This is a genomic window from Streptomyces sp. NPDC047081, from assembly GCF_040643775.1.
Taxonomy (GTDB): domain Bacteria; phylum Actinomycetota; class Actinomycetes; order Streptomycetales; family Streptomycetaceae; genus Streptomyces.
Genome location: NZ_JBEYUY010000001.1, coordinates 144,007 through 159,717, shown reverse-complemented (window position 1 = coordinate 159,717; position 15,711 = coordinate 144,007). Strand labels below are relative to the sequence as shown.

Here is a 15,711-nt window from a genome sequence, read left to right as displayed (position 1 = left end):
GCGGGGACATGTGGTGGGGAGTGGCCGCGGCGCTGATGGCGAACACCCTGTACAGCCTCGGATTCGTCCTGGAGAAACGGGCCCTCGGCTCGCTTCCGGAGGTGACGATCCGTCAACCCGCCCGGCTGCTACGGCTGGTGCTCGGCAGCCCGCTGTGGATCGGCGGCTCGCTCTCCCTCGCCGCCGGCTTCGGCGCGCAGCTCGCCGTCTACCGGACGCTGCCGATCGCCGCAGCCCAGGGCATCTTCGTCTCCGGCCTGGTGCTCCTGGTGCTGCTCTCCGCGCGGCTGCTCGGCGAGGAGACGACCGGGCGGGAACGGTACGCGCTCGGGGCGATCCTGGCGGCGCTGCTGATGGTCGTACTGTCACTGAAGGACGACGGTTCAGGCGCGGACACGGTCAGCCGGAGTGCGCCGTACCAGCTGATCCTGCTGGTGTGCGTGCCCTCGCTGGCCGCCGGGGTGTGGCTGTACGGGGCCGCCGAGCGCCGCTCGCGCCACCGGCACCGCGCGCCGACCACGGGCGTGGAGTACGGGGTGGCGGTGGGCCTGCTGTACGGGGTCAGCTCGCTGGCGATCAAGGGGGTGTCGAGCTACCTGACGACCAGCGGGCTCGGCGGTGCCGTCGTCCACCTGCTCAAGTCGCCGTACCCGTATCTGCTCATGTTCACCGGGGCGTTCGGCCTCGTCATGTCGCAGGCGGCGCTGCAGCGCTGCCGGGCCTCGCTGATCGTGCCGGTGTGCACGACGGTGACCTGTCTGTACACGGCGGTGCTCGGCACGCTCTCGTTCGGCGAGGCGCTGCCGCACGACCCGCTGCGACTCGCCCTGCGGCTCGGCGGCACGGCGCTCGCCGTGTCCGTACTGCTGACCATGCCCAAGCACGACACCGCGCCCGCGCAACCCCCCATCGGTGCCAAGGAGTTGACCCCACCATGAACCCCGACGACCCGCTGCTGCGGATCCTGGCGTGCCCGCTCGACAAGGGCCCGCTGCACCTTCTCGAGCCGGACGGGCTGGCGGCTCCGGAGGCCCTCTACAACCCGCGCCTGCACCGCCGTTACCCGATCGTCGACGGCATCCCGCAGCTGCTGCCCTCGTCCGGGGAGCAGGTGTCGGACGACGAACACGAGGAGCTGTTGAAGCGGCTTGCCGGGGGCGGTGGCATCGGGGGCGGGACTGGCGGAGACGGTCGCGGTGGCGTCGGGGGCGATGGAGGGGGCGGTGTCGGCGGAGGCGGCCGCGGCGGTGTCGGTGCCGCCGGCCCCGGCGGTGGCGACGGCCGCGGTGGCGACCGTCGCGGGCCCCAGGCGCCCGGGGTGGCCCCGTGAGCGGGACTCCGCCGCGCACACTCGCCGCCCGGCTGGCCCCGCTGCTGCCCATCCGTCTGGTCGCGGCTGCCGCGCGGGCCGTCTATCCGCGCTTCGAGCCGGAGTTGGCCCGGCTGGACGAACTGTGCCCGGCCGGTTGCGGGACGGCCGTGGACGTGGGCGGCTGGTACGGCCCCTGGACCCGGCGGCTGTCGCGGCGGGCCCGGCGCGTGGTGACCGTGGAGCCGGTCCCGCACCTGGCCCGGCTGCTGACCGCGGCCGCCCCGCCGAACGTCCGGGTCGTCCAGGCCGCCGCGTCGGACCGGCCGGGCATCGCCCGCCTGTGGCTGCCGGCCGACGACGCGGGCGACCGGGGCGTGTCCTCCCTGGTCCGCCGCGACATCCATGCCCACGCGCTGGACGTCCCGTGCGTCACGCTCGACGAACTCCGCCTGCGCGAGGTCGGTTTCATCAAGATCGACGTGGACGGCAGTGAACTGGCCGTCCTGCGCGGGGCGACCGGGCTGCTCGCCCGGGACCGCCCGGCGCTCTTCGTGGAACTGGAGTCCCGCATCCAGCCGATCGCACCGGTCGTGACCTATCTGTCGCTGCTGGGATACGAGGGCTGGGTACTGCCCGGCACGACCTGGGTGCGGCTGGCGAAGTTCCCGCTGGAGGCCCACCAGGAGGCGGCGGCGCATGTGGTCACCCAGGGCCTGCTCCCCCGCGTCCTCCCCTTCCGCAGCCGCCCCCGCTACGTCAACTCGGTCCTCTTCCTCCCGGACGGCCGCCGCCCCGGTGTCAGTGCCGTGGGAGACCATGGTTCGCATGCCGCCCTCCGCCAAGCGCCCCGCTAGCCCGTTCACCCCGCTCGACTTCCAGCTGGTCCTGCTGCGCCGCATGGCCGACCACAACCCGGACCTGGTGGAGGACGCCCGGCACGAACTGGGCGTCTCCATCGCCGACATGCGGGAGGCCAACAAGCGCTGGCAGGCGATGCAGCATTCTCCGAGATCCCGCGCCGCCGCCTCCCGCTACCGCTCGATCCTGGGCACCCCGGAGTCCTCCGTCCGCCGCCGCATCGGCGACCTCGACTGCGAGGCCTGGCTCTGGCCGGTCCCCCTGTGGCCGACCCTCCGCTTCGAGATCCTCCTGGCTCCGAACGGCGCGGTGTGGAACGAGTGGCTGGTCAGGGCACCGGGTGCGGAGGGCCCGGACCTGAAGACCCTCGCCGACCTGACCCCCTGGTCCTGCACGGTGGACGAGGCTGCCCGCGCGTTCGCCCCGGCACGCCCGCTGGAGGGGACCGCACCGACGCGGTGGGGGCTGGCGTTCACGGCGCCGGACGGGGAGGGGGTGGGGAGGCAGGTGGCGGCGGAGTTCACTTGGGGGTTGCTGCAGCGGGTGGCGGTTACGGGGTGAGGGCGCTGGGGGGGGGAATGATCCGGGACCGTGATCAGGGGCCTGTCGCGTCAGCGCACCGCAGCCGCCGCCCGGATCCCCGCCACGACGGCCTCGACGGACCCCGGATGCAGAAACAGGAAGAGATTGGGCTCGACGAGCTCAAGCTCCATGACCACCGGCCCCGCACCCTCCCCGTCCTCTCCGCCCTCCCCGTCCACGAGGTCCACGCGCGCGTACAGCAGCTCGGGAGCATCCGGTACGGCGGCCAACGCGGCCTCCGCGACGGCGAGTTCGGCCGGTGTCGGGGTCCACGGCTCCAGGTCCGGGTGGGCGACCTTGTCGGCGTCGTAGGCGGCGCCGGGCGCGAGGACGGCCCGCTTGCGGCTGGCGTGCAGCAGCCGTCCGCCGAAGAACTGCAGCGCCCGTTCACCAGCGACGTCGATGCCGTGCAGGTACGGCTGCACCATCGCGGTGAGCCCCTCCTCGTGCATACGCGCGAGATGCCGTACGGCCGCCGCCCGCTCCCCCGGCGCGTACCGGGCGGCGTACCGCGCGCCCGCCCCCGAGGTCGGCTTGATCACGTACTCACGACCGTCGGGCAGATCGACGGCATCCCCCGGCGCGAGATATCGCGTCGGCACGACCGGAACCCCTGCCTCCGCCAGCTGCCCGAGATACCTCTTGTCGGTGTTCCACCGCACGACCTCGGCCGGATTGGCGAGCCGCGTGACCTTCCCGCACCGCTCGGCCCACGCCACGAACTCGGCCGCCCGCCAGCTGTAGTCCCAGGTCGAACGGATGACGACGAGGTCGTACGACGCCCAGTCCACCCCACCGTCGTCCCAGCTCACGGCATCCGCCTCGGCCCCGTCCGCGCGCAGCGCGTCCACGAGCACGGGCAGGTCACGGTCGCGGTTGGGCTCGGACCCGGGGTCGTAGGTGACGAGGGCGATGCGGGACAAGGGGGGCTCCGTTCTCTTTCGGTGACCGCCCGCAGGCTAACGGGACCGCCCGCAACCACGGCAACCCATTTGACCTTCACCTTCGGGGAAGCCCCAGCATCGTCGTGAGGAACGAAACGAGGTCGCCAAAGCCATGGAGACGCAATTCAAGACGCAGACGCTGACCATCGGCGCCTTCGCCAAGGCGTGCCGCCTTTCCCCGAAGGCCCTCCGCCTCTACGACGAGCTGGACCTGCTGCGGCCCGCCCGGGTCGACCCGGACACCGGTTACCGCTACTACGCGCTCGCCCAGCTGGAACGGGCCCGCCTGGTGGCCTGGCTGCGCCGGCTGGGTATGCCGCTGGGCCGTATCCGCGAGGTGTGCGCGCTGGCACCGGCGGACGCGGCGGTGGAGATCCGCGCGTACTGGGCGGGGGTCGAGGCGGAGACGGCGGTACGGCGGGACCTCGCCGCGTTCCTGGTCACGCACCTGTCGACACCACCCCGAAGGGACACGACGATGCTGGAACTGCGCTACCACGCCCACTCGGACCGCGGCCGGGTCCGCCCCACCAACCAGGACACGGCGTACGCGGGCACCCGCCTGCTCGCGGTCGCCGACGGCTACGGCCCGGCTGGCGCACCGGCGAGCAGCGCGGCGGTGGAGGCACTGCGCTTCCTGGACACGGAGGAGGTACCGCCGGGCGAGATCCTGAACGTCCTGGAGGAAGCGGTCCGAAGCGCGTCGGAGGCGGTACGGAACGCGTCGGAAACGGTCCACGACCCGGCTTCCGCCGCCACCGCCGCGAACGGCACAACCGACAAGAACGGCGCGACCAGCGAGAACGGCACCACCCTCACCGCCCTCCTCTGGACCGGCTCCCACCTGGCCCTGGTCCACATAGGCGACTCCCGCGCCTACCTCCTCCGCGACGGCGCCCTGTTCCGCATCACGCACGACCACACGGTGGTCCAGTCCCTGATCGACGAGGGCCGCCTGACCCCCGAGGAGGCGACCTCCCACCCCCAACGCTCCCTGCTCCTCAAAGCCCTGGGCACCACCACCCCCGACCTCCACCTCCAGGACGCAGCCCCGGGCGACCGCTACCTCCTCTGCTCGGACGGCCTCCCGACAACCCTCCCCGACGCCCGAATCCGCACGATCCTCACGACAGCCCCAACCCCCACGGAGGCAACCCACACCCTGATCAGCGAGGCAAACGCAACGGGCGCCCCGGACAACGTGAGCTGCGTGGTGGCGGACGTGGTGGAGGCGAACTGACCAACCAACGCCTGGTCACCCCACTCAGGGGCGCGGGGAACTGCGCGACCAGCCACAGCCAACCGTCAGCCCGCACCGAACCAGCACCCCTACGGAGCTGCCGACCGACACCCGCAACACCGCAGAGTCAGCGCGTGGCTGGCGACGGGACCCCGTACGGGCCCGCGTGGCCGCCGAGGTCTTCGGACGACCCCGCCGATCCGGACCGCCTGCTCACCCCCGGCGGTCGGATCGTGATCGACGACTTCACGCCGGCCGCCGAGGACCCGCCCCTGCACGACGGCAGGCCCGATCTCCCCCGGCTGCACTGGCTGCGGCACCCCGCCCTGCGCACGATCGAGATCCCGCTCGCCGAGGACCTCGCCACGCTCGTCGGTACCCGGCGTCGGCCGGAGTGACCGGGATCAAGCAGCGGTGGCGAGTGATTTCGGTGGTGCTGGTGTAGGAACGGGGTGTTGGTCCCCACGACAAGGAGTGCGCCGCGTGTCCTCTCTCTTTCCGGCTCTGGAGAGCCCGAGTGAGCAGCTCGCCCTGCGTTTCGGCGAGCGGTCACTGACGTACCGGGAGCTCGCGGCGGTCTCCGGCGCCCTCGGGGAGCGGCTGCGCGGCGCGCAGAGGGTCGCCGTCTGGGCCACGCCCGCGCTGGAGACCGCCATCGCCGTCGTCGCGACCCTGCGGGCCGGCGTGGCCGCCGTACCCCTCAATCCGAAGTCCGGCGAGAAGGAGCTCGGGCACATCCTGTCCGACAGTGCGCCGGCAGTGGTCGTGGCCGCGGCTGGGGATGAACTTCCCGCGCCTCTACGGGACTTGCCGCGCGTCGACGTCGATGTCGACGCACGCGGCAGCGGGAGCGCCCCCGTCGCCCCCTCCGCCGTCGGCGACGAAGACCCCGCCCTCGTCGTCTACACCTCCGGCACCACCGGCCCGCCCAAGGGCGCCGTCATCCCCCGCCGCGCCATCGCCACCACCCTCGACGCCCTGGCCGACGCCTGGCAGTGGACCGGCGACGACGTTCTCGTGCACGGGCTGCCCCTGTTCCATGTGCACGGCCTGGTCCTCGGCATCCTCGGCCCCCTCCGCCGCGGCGGTTCCGTCCGGCACCTCGGCCGCTTCACCACCGACGGCGTCACACGCGAGCTGAACGACGGCGCGACCATGCTCTTCGGCGTGCCGACGATGTACCACCGGATCGCCCAAGCGCTCCCGGAAGACCCCGAGTTGGGCAAGGCGCTCGGCCGGGCCCGGCTGCTCGTCTCCGGGTCCGCCGCCCTCCCCGTCCACGACCACGAACGCATCGCCGCCGCGACCGGCCGCCGAGTCATCGAGCGGTACGGCATGACGGAGACGCTCATGAACACCAGCGTGCGGGCGGATGGAGAGGCCCGCCCGGGGACCGTCGGCGTGCCCCTCCTCGGCGTCGAGCTCCGGCTCGTCGAGGAGGACGGATCGCCCATCACCTCGTACGACTCCGAGACCGTCGGCGAGATCCAGGTGCGCGGCCCCAATCTCTTCACCGGCTACCTCAACCGCCCCGACGCCACGGCGGCCGCCTTCACCGCCGACGGCTGGTTCCGCACCGGCGACATGGCGGTGCGCGAGTCCGACGGTTACGTCCGGATCGTCGGCCGCAAGGCCACCGACCTGATCAAGAGCGGGGGTTACAAGATCGGGGCGGGTGAGATCGAGAACGCTCTGCTGGAGCATCCTGGGGTGCGGGAGGCCGCCGTGACCGGCGAGCCGGACGCCGACCTGGGCGAGCGGATCGTGGCCTGGGTGGTGCCGGAGGATCCCCAATACCCGCCCGGCCTCGACGAGTTGGCCGATCATGTCGCCCGCCGCCTCGCCCCGCACAAACGCCCCCGTGTCGTCCACCACCTCTCCGCCCTCCCCCGCAACGACATGGGGAAGATCATGAAGCGGGCCCTGCACAGTGACTGACCGCCGCTCCGCCCGCGAGATCCTCACCCTCGTCACCGACGACTCCACCTTCACCGAACTCCCGTACCCGGCAAGGGACTCCAAGCCCGACGGCCCCCTCACCTGGCAGGGTTACGACGCCTCGCGCGCCCGCGCCGCCGAACGCACGGGCGAGACGGAGTCCGTGGTCTGCGGCACGGCGACCGTGACGGGCACGCAGGCCGTCCTGATCGCCTTCGAGTTCGGCTTCCTCGGCGGCTCGCTCGGCGAACGCACCGGCGACCGCCTGGAGGCCGCGTACGCCTATGCCCGTGAACACCGGCTCCCGGTCGTCCCGTTGGTCGCCACGGGTGGCAGCCGCATGCAGGAGGGCATGCTCGCCCTCACCCAACTCCAGCGCGTGGCCCACCAGTCGGCGTTGACGAGAGAGGCCGGGCTGCCCCAGATCGCCGTCCTGCGCGACCCCACGACCGGCGGCGGCTGGGCCACCCTGGGCGCGGGCGCCGACGTGATCCTCGCCCTCCCGGACGCCCAGGTCGGCTTCGCCGGCTCCCGCGTCCGCCCGCCCGACGCGGACCCGACGGCGTACACGGCGGAGGCGCAGCTGGCGGCGGGGGCGGTCGACACGGTCGTACAGCCGGAGGAGCTGCGGGAGACGCTGGGAAGGTGGCTGGGGCTGCTGACATCGCCGGCGCGGGAGGTATCCCTCCCTGCTTCTCCGGGGGCCGGCCCCGACCACCTCCCCGCCACCGGCTGGGCCGCCGTCCACCGCGCCCGCGCCCCCGAACGCCCCCGCGCCCAGGCCTACTTGGACGCCTACTTCACCCACCGCGTCGCGGTCAGCGGCGACCGGGCCGGCGGCACCGACCCCGGCATGCTCTGCGGCTTCGGCGCCCATGACGGCCGTACCGTCGGCTACGCCGCCCAGACCGGCACCGCCACCCGCCCCGCCGGATACCGCACCGCCGCCCGGCTGATCCGGCTCGCGGGGCGGCTCGGCATCCCCGTGCTGACGCTGGTGGACACCCCCGGCGCCGCCAATGACGCGGAGGCCGAGCGGCAGGGGGCCGGTGCGGCGATCGCGGACGTCTTCGCCGCCGTGGCCGCCGCCCGCACCCCGGTCACCACCCTCGTCATCGGCGAGGGCGGCTCGGGCGGCGCGCTCGCACTGGCCGCACCCGGCAACACCTGGGCCACAAGGGACAGTTACTTCTCGGTGATCGCCCCGGAGTCGGCGGCCGCCATCCTCAAACGCCCGCCGGAGGAAGTCGAGGCGACCGCGGACCAACTGCGGCTCCGCCCGCAGGACTTGCTGGAGCTGGGCGTGATCAGAGGCATCGTCTGACACCCCGGTGAGGGAGTGGGAGACCGGCGCCGCCCCGTTCCGGAGAGGCGACGCCGGCCGCTTCGTACCCCCATTGCCCCCCTACTTCACCCCGACCGCACGGATGATCTCCTGCGCCACCGAACCGCCCCGGTCGTCGCTCGCCGAGGCCCGCAGCGAGATGTAGGCGGCGCCACGGGGCACGTTCAGCGTGCCGTGGCCGCCGACGAGCTGCACCGGCCGCCACGACTTCCCTTCGTCGTACGACACCCGCAGCCGCGCGTCCCCGATGGTCCCGGTGTCCGGCACGCCCTTCACGTACTCCGCGCCCAGTCCGACGGGTACCCACGTTCCGCCCCGTACATCCCCCGCGAGGTCGGTGTCGACGTCGAAGGCGAGGTTGATCAGGGGGAGGAAGGTCCAGCGGTCGTCGGGTGTGGCCGCCGAGCGGAAGGTCCACTCGGCGTGGCCCCTGGTGGACAGCTTCCAGCGGTCGGCGTCGAGGGCGGTGTCGGTGACCACCCTGTAGGTGTGCCGGTCGGCGGGCGCGTCCCAGGCGTAGGCGCCGGAGCCGGTGCGCCGGTCGATCAACTCGCCGTCCAGGTACACCTCCGTGGTCTGGGTCATGCCGCTCTCCGTGCTCCAGACGTCCCCGAACCCGGTGTGGTCGGGCCCCGAGTCGCCCCAGCCGGGGGTGTTGAACTGCAGCTGGTTTCCGGACCGTTGCTGTCCCCAGCCGAGCCCGGTCCCGAGCCACGGATGCCAGACCGGCCGGAACCAGTCCAGCTCGCGGTGCGAACCGCCGGCGTACCGCACGAGACCGCTGCGCTCCTCCAGCGCCCCGTCCCCGACGGTCACCGACTCGTGCCACAACTGCCCCGGCCCGGTGGACACATAGTCGGTCCTCTTGGCCGGGTAGGCGATCCGTTCCGCGAACCCGAGCCCGACGGGGAAGGCGTCGGTGATCGAGTACCGGAATTCCCCGCCGTCCGTCACCGGCTTCACGGCGTGGAACTTCGTGCTCAGTACGGCGAGTTGGCGTGCGCTCGGGGCGTACGTCAGATCCCCGCGCGGGATCGCCCCGCGGTGACCCTCCGAAAGGTCGTACACGTACGGCGTGTTGAGCGTGCCGGTCATGTCGACCGTCCTGGCCGCCCGCAGCCGGGCCGCGTCGGCGGTGTTCACCGTGGCGATCTGCAGCGGCCGGTCGCCGTTGTCGTCGTCGCCCCACCAGGCGTTGAGCCGCCCGGGAGCGTCGTCGGTGACGAACAGCGCCTTGGCCCCGGCGTCCTGTGCGGCCTGTGCGAGCGCGACCGGATCGGCACCTTCGGCGAGGTGCGCGAGCACGGCCTTGCCCGCGACCCCGGTGAACGGCCCGTCCCCCACGTCCACGAGCGGCAGCCGGCTCCTGCCCTCGATCAGCGTGCCACCCGCCTGCACGACCGCCTCGCCGACGCCCTTCACCTCCAGCAGCGGCTTGCCGAGCCGCCACACGGTCCGGTACTCGAAGGTCCCCCGCGTGACCTTCTCCGTCGGTGCGGCGAACACGCTGTCGTACTTCACCGGCACCTGCACGGCCCCGAACAGATCGGTGCCGCCGGCGTTCCGGTCGTACTCCATGAGCAGCTGCCGCGTCTCGGTCCGCCGCCCCACCTGCGCCTTGACCTGCCTCAACTGCCGCCCATCGAGGGTGACTTCACGGTCCCGGTCGAGTGAGATCTCCGGCGCGGCGAGGAAGCCGAGCCCGAGCGAGTCGGCGCCGTGGCTGCCGCGGACGTCGAGGAAGGAGGCGAGGCTGTACGTCCCCGGCTGCAGGCGCAGCTTCAGCGTGCCGGAGTCGCCGACATACGCCGGGTACGCGTCCGAGCCGGCCGCCAGCTTCTGCACCACGAGGTCGGCGGGGGTCGCGGCCCCGTCCCGGCCCTTGACGTGCACGGTGAGCGTGTACCGCTCCTCCTCCTTGACCAGCCCGAACGCGGTGTGGGCGACGGGAGTTCCGGCCTTGTCCCTGGCCACGATCTGCCCGCTGGTGTCGCCGACGGCGGCCTTGGAGCCGTCCCCCATGACGGTCGTGGACGCGCTGCCGTGCGCGGGCACGGTGAGGGAGGAGTCGGCGAGCGTGGCGACCCCGTCCGGGGCACCCTGCACGGCGAGGCTCAACTCGAGGTTCGTATCGGATGTGTTGGTGTAGGTGACGGTCTTGGTCACCGGCTGGTTCTTGTCATACGGCCAGCTGTAGAACCCGAGGTCGGCACTCCCGGTGGCCGTGACGTTCGCGCCGACGGCATCCGGCACGCTGACCCTTCCCGCACCCAGCTGATAGGCGGAGGCGTCCAGTTGCCGGGAGCTCGACATCAGCGCGTCCTTCAACTGGGCGCCGGTCCAGTCGGGGTGTTCCTGGGCGAGCAGGGCGGCCACCCCGGCGACGTGGGGCGTCGCCATCGACGTACCGCTCATGGATGTGTAGTAGCCGCTGCCGCCGGTGAGCCCGGAACGCGCGGCGAGGATGTCGACGCCCGGTGCGGAGATGTCGGGCTTCAGGGCGTTGTCGCCGTAGCGCGGTCCGGCGCTGGTGAAGTAGGCGGCCTGGTCGCTCGCGTCGACGGCGCCGACGGTGAGCGCGGAGTCGGCGGCGCCGGGTGAGCCGATGGAGGAGGGGGCGCCGGTGTTGCCGGCGGCGATGACGAAAAGAGCCCCGGTCTCCTTGGACAGGGTGTCGACGGCCTGGGCCATCGGATCGGTCCCGTCGCTGGGTTCGGTGGACCCCAGGCTCATCGAGACGACCTTGGCGTGCACGTCCCGCGCGGCCCACTCCATGCCGGCGATGATCTGCGACTCGCTGCCCGTCCCTTGGTCGCTGAGCACTTTCCCGACGGCGAGGGTGGCGTCCGGGGCAACCCCCCTCTCCTTCCCGTCGGAGGCGGCACCACTGCCCCCGACGGTCGAAGTGACGTGCGTACCATGCCCGTTGCGGTCGGCGACGTCCTCACCGTCGATGAAACTCCGGGTGAGGGAGACCCGTTGGGCGAGATCGGGATGACTGGTGTCGACGCCGGTGTCCAGCACGGCGACGGTCACCCCCTTCCCGGTCAGCCCCGCGTCCCAGGCGGCCCGGGTCCCGATCTGCGCGTTGCTCTCGGCCATGTCGGCGCGGACCCGCCCGTCGAGCCACACCTTCCGGACACCGGCCTGCCGGGTGAACCCCGTCCAGAAGTCCCGCCCCTTGTCGGCGTCCACGGCGGCCCCGCGCACGCTCTCCAGCGTCCGCGTCCGCTCGGCGTCCCGCGGGGTGGCGACCCGGGCGCCCTTCTCGTAGGTGACGATCAGCGGCAGCTCGCCGGTCCTGCCGTCGTCCAGCCCCTGCCGTATCAACTCACTGACGTCGAACAGCCGTTGATCGAGCGCGCCCGCCCGCAGATAGGGCAGCGCCTCGTCCGGTACGACGCTGATCCCGCCGTCGTCCGTCTGCGTCCGCACGGCACCGGTGGCACCGCGGGGCCGCTCCACGGCGACGGTCTTCCTGCCACCGCCGAGGTCGGTGACGGTGACCTTGTCGCCGGTGACGAGGGTGACGGTGCGGGTGGGCGCGGCGGTGCGGGTGGCCGCGGCGGCGCGCACGGGGGCGGGGGTACCGTCCCGTGCGCCCGCCCGCGCCGTGGGCAGCAGCGCCAGCACGAGCCCCGCCGACAGGAGGATCGCCCCGCGTCCGACTGGTCCTCTGCTCATGCACACCTCTTCTGTGTCGAGCACCCTTGAACGCCGTTGGGCGTGGTGGGGTGCCGCCGGGTTGCCGCCGAGTGCTGCGAAGAGTGTCGAGGGGGTGGTGGGGCGGGGGGAGTCGGGTGGGGGTGGCGGGTTGGTGCAGTGGCGGGTTCCCGCCAGCCGGGGCGGAGACGGGCATGGGGTGTGGAAACCGGGACAACTCCGAACGCCGTCCGGAAGAATGGGGATGCTCGGTGAGCACGGCGGACGGGGGCGTCATGGAAGGCTTGGTCGAGTTCACGATGGGCGACGGGTCAGTGGTCGCCGTCGAGGCGACGGACGAGAACCCGGGCTCCCGGCTGGTCCGGCGCGGGGACGGCACGGTCCAGGCGGCCCACAGTTTCGAGGGCGCGCTGGACGGGGTGCGGGCGGCGGCCGAGGCGGCGCTGCGGGTCTTCCGCGACGGCAGCCTCAAACCGGACGGCGTGGAGATCGAGTTCGGGGTGAAGATGTCCGCGGAGGCGGGCGCGTTCATAGCCAAGGGCACGGCCGAGGGCCATCTCGTGGTCAAGCTGTCGTGGACCCCCACGTCTCCCGCATCCGGCACCTGACCATGCGGCACGCCGAGTGGCACGCTCGTATCGAGTGCGGCGGCAAGGTGGCCGGCGCGGGGTTTCTGGTGACTCGGGACAAGGTGCTGACCTGCGCTCATGTCGTCGAGGACAGCGACCGGGTGGAGCTGACCGTGTCGTTCCCGCAGCGGCCGGGGTTCGAGCCGGTCCCGGCGCGGGTCGTCGCGCACGGGGGCTGGGCCGCCGGTCGCCTCGCCGACCGGGGTGATCTGGCCGTGCTCCAGCTGGACCGGGAGGTCGGTATCGCCCCGGCGGCCCTCGCGTCGGCCGACGCGGCGCACGGCGACCGCAGGCTGGTGGCGTACGGGTTCCCGGCCGGGTACGACGAGGGCACACTCGCCGAGTACCGCGTCACCGCGGGGCCGTTCCTGATCAGCCGTGAGTGGATCCAGCTGGAGGCGTGGCGCGGGCACGGCCAGCCGCTGGTCGCCGGGTTCAGCGGCGCGGCGGTCACCCTGGTCGACACGGGCGAGGTCGTCGGCATGGTCACGGCGGCCGACCGCGCCCGCGACGTACGCACCGGCCGCATGATGCCCACAGACGTCATCGTGAACTACTGGCCCGACCTGCCCGGCCTGGGCCCGGCCCCCGGTCTCACCGGCGCGGTCCCGGTACTCACCGACTCCGCTTCGAGCCGCAGCGGCCCGCCACCGAGTCTCGTCGGCCCCGCACCGACTCCAGGCAACCCCACCCGAGGTCACGCTGATATCGATCCGGGCCACGCCGGCACCGCCCCCGGCCTCAGCCGCCCGACCCCCGATCTCAGCAGCCCCACCCAGAGACTCGCCGCCACCGCTCACCCCCATGCGGACCACGCCCGCCTCCGCGGCCTCGTCGAACAAGCCGTGCTGGCCGGGCTGGAGTGCGATCCCGTGAGGCTGTACGGCGATGCCGCCGGGCCCTTTGATCCGCCCGCGCCGGTCGAAGGGTTCGCGTCGCTGTGGGCCGCGGCCTGGTTCGTGCTGTGCGAGGTCGACGACCCGGAGACCCCGACGCGGTTCGCCGACCGGCTGGACGCTCTGCTCAACGCCCCGGCCCGCGGCGGCGCTCCCGACTGGGCGCCGATCCTGGTGGAGGTGCGGCCCAGCGGCGCGGGCAGCGACGTTTACCGGGTCGAGGTGTCGGCGTACAGCGGACGCCGCCGCCACCCCGTCGCCTCGGACACGGTTCCGGAGGACCGGCTGCCCGCCTACGTCCAGGACCACGTCGAGGCGGCCTTCCGCTGTCTGACCCCGGGCGCCGACGAGCTGATCGCCTTCGCGCTGCCCCGCGACCGGCTGGACCTGCCGGTGGACCGCTGGGGCAGCGGCCCCGACGACCCCACCCCGCTCGGTTGCTCGTACCCCGTCGTCGTCACGGACCACGTACGCCGTACGGCCGCCAAACGGCACGTCCTGACCCGTGTCTGGGACCGCCTGCGCACCAGCGAGGCCGCACCGATCCAGCGCGTCGCCTGCGACTGCACCGACAACCCCATGAAGCTGCGCCAGCGCATGCGCCGGCCCGGCGCCTGTCTGGCCGGCTTCGCCGCCGCCTCCCCGCGGGCCCGCACCCGCCCGCACTTCGAGGAGTCCGTCACCGCACCGGCCCCGGTCATCGTGTGGTCGCGCCGCGGCTGCGAGGCAGAAGGAGAAGCCGGGTGCTCGGGCGCCGACGACTGCCCCGGCACGGCGTTCCTGGACGCGCTCGACGCCCGGGTCGCACACGTGCCGCCCGCCGAACTCCCGCGCACGATACTGGCGTTGCGCGAGGAGGCCGACGCCGAGGAGGACCACTGGGCGCGGGACATCCAGCTGCTGTGGGACGACCCGCGCTGTTTCACCGACGAGCACACCGGAGCCGTACACCTGCACTCGCCCATCGCCTGACCGCCACCGCCACCCCCGCCGCGACCGCATCGCCCGCAGACCGGAGACCCGTCCCATGCCGCACTGGTCCGTCTACACCGGCAACAGCGAACCGCACGACGGCATCGCGGAGTTGCCCGATCCGCCGCCCTGGCGTGCGTTCGACGGCGGACCCGCGCTGCCGCCGCCCGGTGAGACGGACGACGCGGCGGCGGTCTCCCCGGACCGTGTGCACCGCGCGAGGACGTACGTGGCCACGCCGGAAAGCATCCAGCTCGTCAACGCGGCCCTCTGCCTGCGCCGCCCCCTCCTGGTCACCGGCCCGCCCGGCACCGGCAAGTCCTCCCTCGCCTACGCGGTGGCGCGCGAGCTGCGCCTGGGCCCCGTCCTGCGCTGGAACATCACCAGCCGCAGCACCCTCTCCGACGGCCTCTACCAGTACGACCCGCTCTCCCGGCTGTATGCGGCGCGCCCCGGCGCGGAGGCCGACGAGAGCCTGCGCGGCGGGGTCGAGGACCATCTCCGCCTCGGCCCCCTCGGCACCGCGCTCCTCCCTTACGACCGCCCCCGCGCTCTCCTCGTCGACGAGATCGACAAGAGCGATCTCGACCTGCCCAACGACCTTCTGAACGTCCTGGAGGAGGGCCAGTACGAGATCCCCGAACTGGTCCGCGCCGCCCGCCATTCCGCCACCGGCACGGCCGACGTGCTGGCCGACGGCACGGACACCCCGGTCACCGTGTCCCGGGGCCGCGTCCGCTGCCGCGCCTTCCCCTTCGTCGTCCTCACCAGCAACGGCGAACGCGAGTTCCCGCCGGCCTTCCTCCGCCGCTGCGTCCGCCTGAAACTGCGCCGCCCCGGCCGCGACCAGCTGACGGACATCGTCCGCGCCCACCTGGGCACCCCCGACGACCGCGCCGAGTCCCTGATCGAGGAGTTCCTGGAACGCTCCGGCACGGGGGAGTTGGCCACCGACCAACTGCTCAACGCCATTTACCTGACGGGGGTGGCGGGGCTGGAGGCGGGCTCGCGGGAGGAGCTGGCGGAGCAGCTGATGCCGTATCTGAGCGCGGCGGCGGACGGCGATGGGGTCTGAGGGCGACGGCGCCGGGGCGGAGGGCCGACGCGGGGTGGCGGGGGCGGCGTCCTGCGGCGGCGGGTCGGTGGAGGCGGGATCTTCTGCGGCCGACGGGAGGGCGGAGGCAGCATCCCCTGCCGGCGACGGGTCGGTGGGGGCAGGATCTTCTGCGGCCGACCGGAGGGCGGAGGCAGCATCCCCTGCCGGCGACGGGTCGGTGGGGGCAGGATCTTCTGCGGCCGACCGGAGGGCGGAGGCAGCATCCCCTGCCGGCG

At 73.1% G+C, this 15,711-nt stretch carries 12 protein-coding genes and 1 pseudogene; 11 read left to right on the top strand and 2 right to left on the bottom strand.

Translation table 11 applies throughout. From position 1 onward, the window contains the following. Nucleotides 1–20: 20 nt before the first annotated feature. The 4 genes and pseudogenes from ABZ848_RS00730 (at nt 21) to ABZ848_RS00715 (ending at nt 2,731) form a co-directional block, all read left to right on the top strand. Nucleotides 21–938: a hypothetical protein gene (locus ABZ848_RS00730; protein ID WP_360824293.1), complete on the top strand. Its 918-nt coding sequence runs from the start codon at nt 21–23 to the stop codon at nt 936–938. Further along, nucleotides 935–1,153 (top strand): annotated as a pseudogene (locus tag ABZ848_RS00725) (Trm112 family protein); the annotation flags it as partial. The gene ABZ848_RS00730 and the pseudogene ABZ848_RS00725, both read left to right, overlap by 4 nt. Nucleotides 1,154–1,326: 173 nt before the next feature. Beyond that, nucleotides 1,327–2,166: an FkbM family methyltransferase gene (locus ABZ848_RS00720; protein WP_360823013.1), complete on the top strand. Its 840-nt coding sequence runs from the start codon at nt 1,327–1,329 to the stop codon at nt 2,164–2,166. Beyond that, a complete protein-coding gene (locus tag ABZ848_RS00715) occupies nt 2,129–2,731 on the top strand; it encodes a hypothetical protein (protein ID WP_360823010.1) in 603 nt (200 codons plus the stop codon). Before ABZ848_RS00720 ends, ABZ848_RS00715 begins: the two co-directional genes overlap by 38 nt. A gap of 50 nt (nt 2,732–2,781) precedes the next feature. Here the strand turns inward: ABZ848_RS00715 and ABZ848_RS00710 are convergent, their stop codons facing one another. After that, nucleotides 2,782–3,675, bottom strand: a complete 894-nt coding sequence (locus ABZ848_RS00710; protein WP_360823007.1) for a hypothetical protein — start codon at nt 3,673–3,675, stop codon at nt 2,782–2,784. Between the two features lie 133 nt (nt 3,676–3,808). Here ABZ848_RS00710 and ABZ848_RS00705 point away from each other — a divergent pair, with 133 nt between their 5' ends. The 4 genes from ABZ848_RS00705 to ABZ848_RS00690 all read left to right on the top strand — a co-directional run bounded on the left by ABZ848_RS00705 (nt 3,809) and on the right by ABZ848_RS00690 (nt 8,198). Continuing rightward, nucleotides 3,809–4,936: a MerR family transcriptional regulator gene (locus tag ABZ848_RS00705; protein WP_360823004.1), complete on the top strand. Its 1,128-nt coding sequence runs from the start codon at nt 3,809–3,811 to the stop codon at nt 4,934–4,936. 134 nt (nt 4,937–5,070) lie between these two features. Then, nucleotides 5,071–5,334: a hypothetical protein gene (locus tag ABZ848_RS00700; protein ID WP_360823001.1), complete on the top strand. Its 264-nt coding sequence runs from the start codon at nt 5,071–5,073 to the stop codon at nt 5,332–5,334. A gap of 85 nt (nt 5,335–5,419) precedes the next feature. Then, on the top strand, nt 5,420–6,874 hold the full coding sequence (locus ABZ848_RS00695; protein ID WP_360822999.1) for an acyl-CoA synthetase: 1,455 nt from the start codon (nt 5,420–5,422) through the stop codon (nt 6,872–6,874). Next, entirely contained in the window at nt 6,867–8,198 is a 1,332-nt protein-coding gene (locus tag ABZ848_RS00690; RefSeq protein WP_360822996.1) for a carboxyl transferase domain-containing protein, read from the top strand. Before ABZ848_RS00695 ends, ABZ848_RS00690 begins: the two co-directional genes overlap by 8 nt. Before the next feature lie 81 nt (nt 8,199–8,279). On the opposite strand, the gene ABZ848_RS00685 is transcribed toward ABZ848_RS00690, so the two are convergent. Beyond that, a complete protein-coding gene (locus tag ABZ848_RS00685) occupies nt 8,280–11,903 on the bottom strand; it encodes a S8 family serine peptidase (RefSeq protein ID WP_360822993.1) in 3,624 nt (1,207 codons plus the stop codon). 254 nt (nt 11,904–12,157) lie between these two features. On the opposite strand from ABZ848_RS00685, the gene ABZ848_RS00680 reads away from it, so the two are divergent. From ABZ848_RS00680 to ABZ848_RS00670, 3 genes are read left to right on the top strand one after another with little or no spacing between them, the layout of a single operon-like run. Continuing rightward, nucleotides 12,158–12,490 (top strand): CU044_2847 family protein, encoded by a 333-nt coding sequence (locus ABZ848_RS00680; RefSeq protein ID WP_360822990.1) that lies wholly within the window; start codon nt 12,158–12,160, stop codon nt 12,488–12,490. 2 nt (nt 12,491–12,492) lie between these two features. Then, the gene (locus tag ABZ848_RS00675; protein WP_360824290.1) at nt 12,493–14,379 is read left to right on the top strand and encodes a trypsin-like peptidase domain-containing protein; all 1,887 of its coding nucleotides are present in this window, start codon (nt 12,493–12,495) and stop codon (nt 14,377–14,379) included. Nucleotides 14,380–14,434: 55 nt separating this feature from the next. Beyond that, nucleotides 14,435–15,454 (top strand): MoxR family ATPase, encoded by a 1,020-nt coding sequence (locus tag ABZ848_RS00670; protein WP_360822987.1) that lies wholly within the window; start codon nt 14,435–14,437, stop codon nt 15,452–15,454. The last annotated feature ends 257 nt before the right edge of the window (nt 15,455–15,711 follow it).

Coding starts and splice junctions, on each gene's coding strand:
- ABZ848_RS00715 (WP_360823010.1), top strand. CDS start 2,129: ATGGTTCGCATGCCGCCCTCCGCCAAGCGCCCCGCTAGCCCGTTCACC.
- ABZ848_RS00705 (WP_360823004.1), top strand. CDS start 3,809: ATGGAGACGCAATTCAAGACGCAGACGCTGACCATCGGCGCCTTCGCC.
- ABZ848_RS00685 (WP_360822993.1), bottom strand. CDS start 11,903: ATGAGCAGAGGACCAGTCGGACGCGGGGCGATCCTCCTGTCGGCGGGG.
- ABZ848_RS00680 (WP_360822990.1), top strand. CDS start 12,158: ATGGAAGGCTTGGTCGAGTTCACGATGGGCGACGGGTCAGTGGTCGCC.
- ABZ848_RS00675 (WP_360824290.1), top strand. CDS start 12,493: ATGCGGCACGCCGAGTGGCACGCTCGTATCGAGTGCGGCGGCAAGGTG.
- ABZ848_RS00670 (WP_360822987.1), top strand. CDS start 14,435: ATGCCGCACTGGTCCGTCTACACCGGCAACAGCGAACCGCACGACGGC.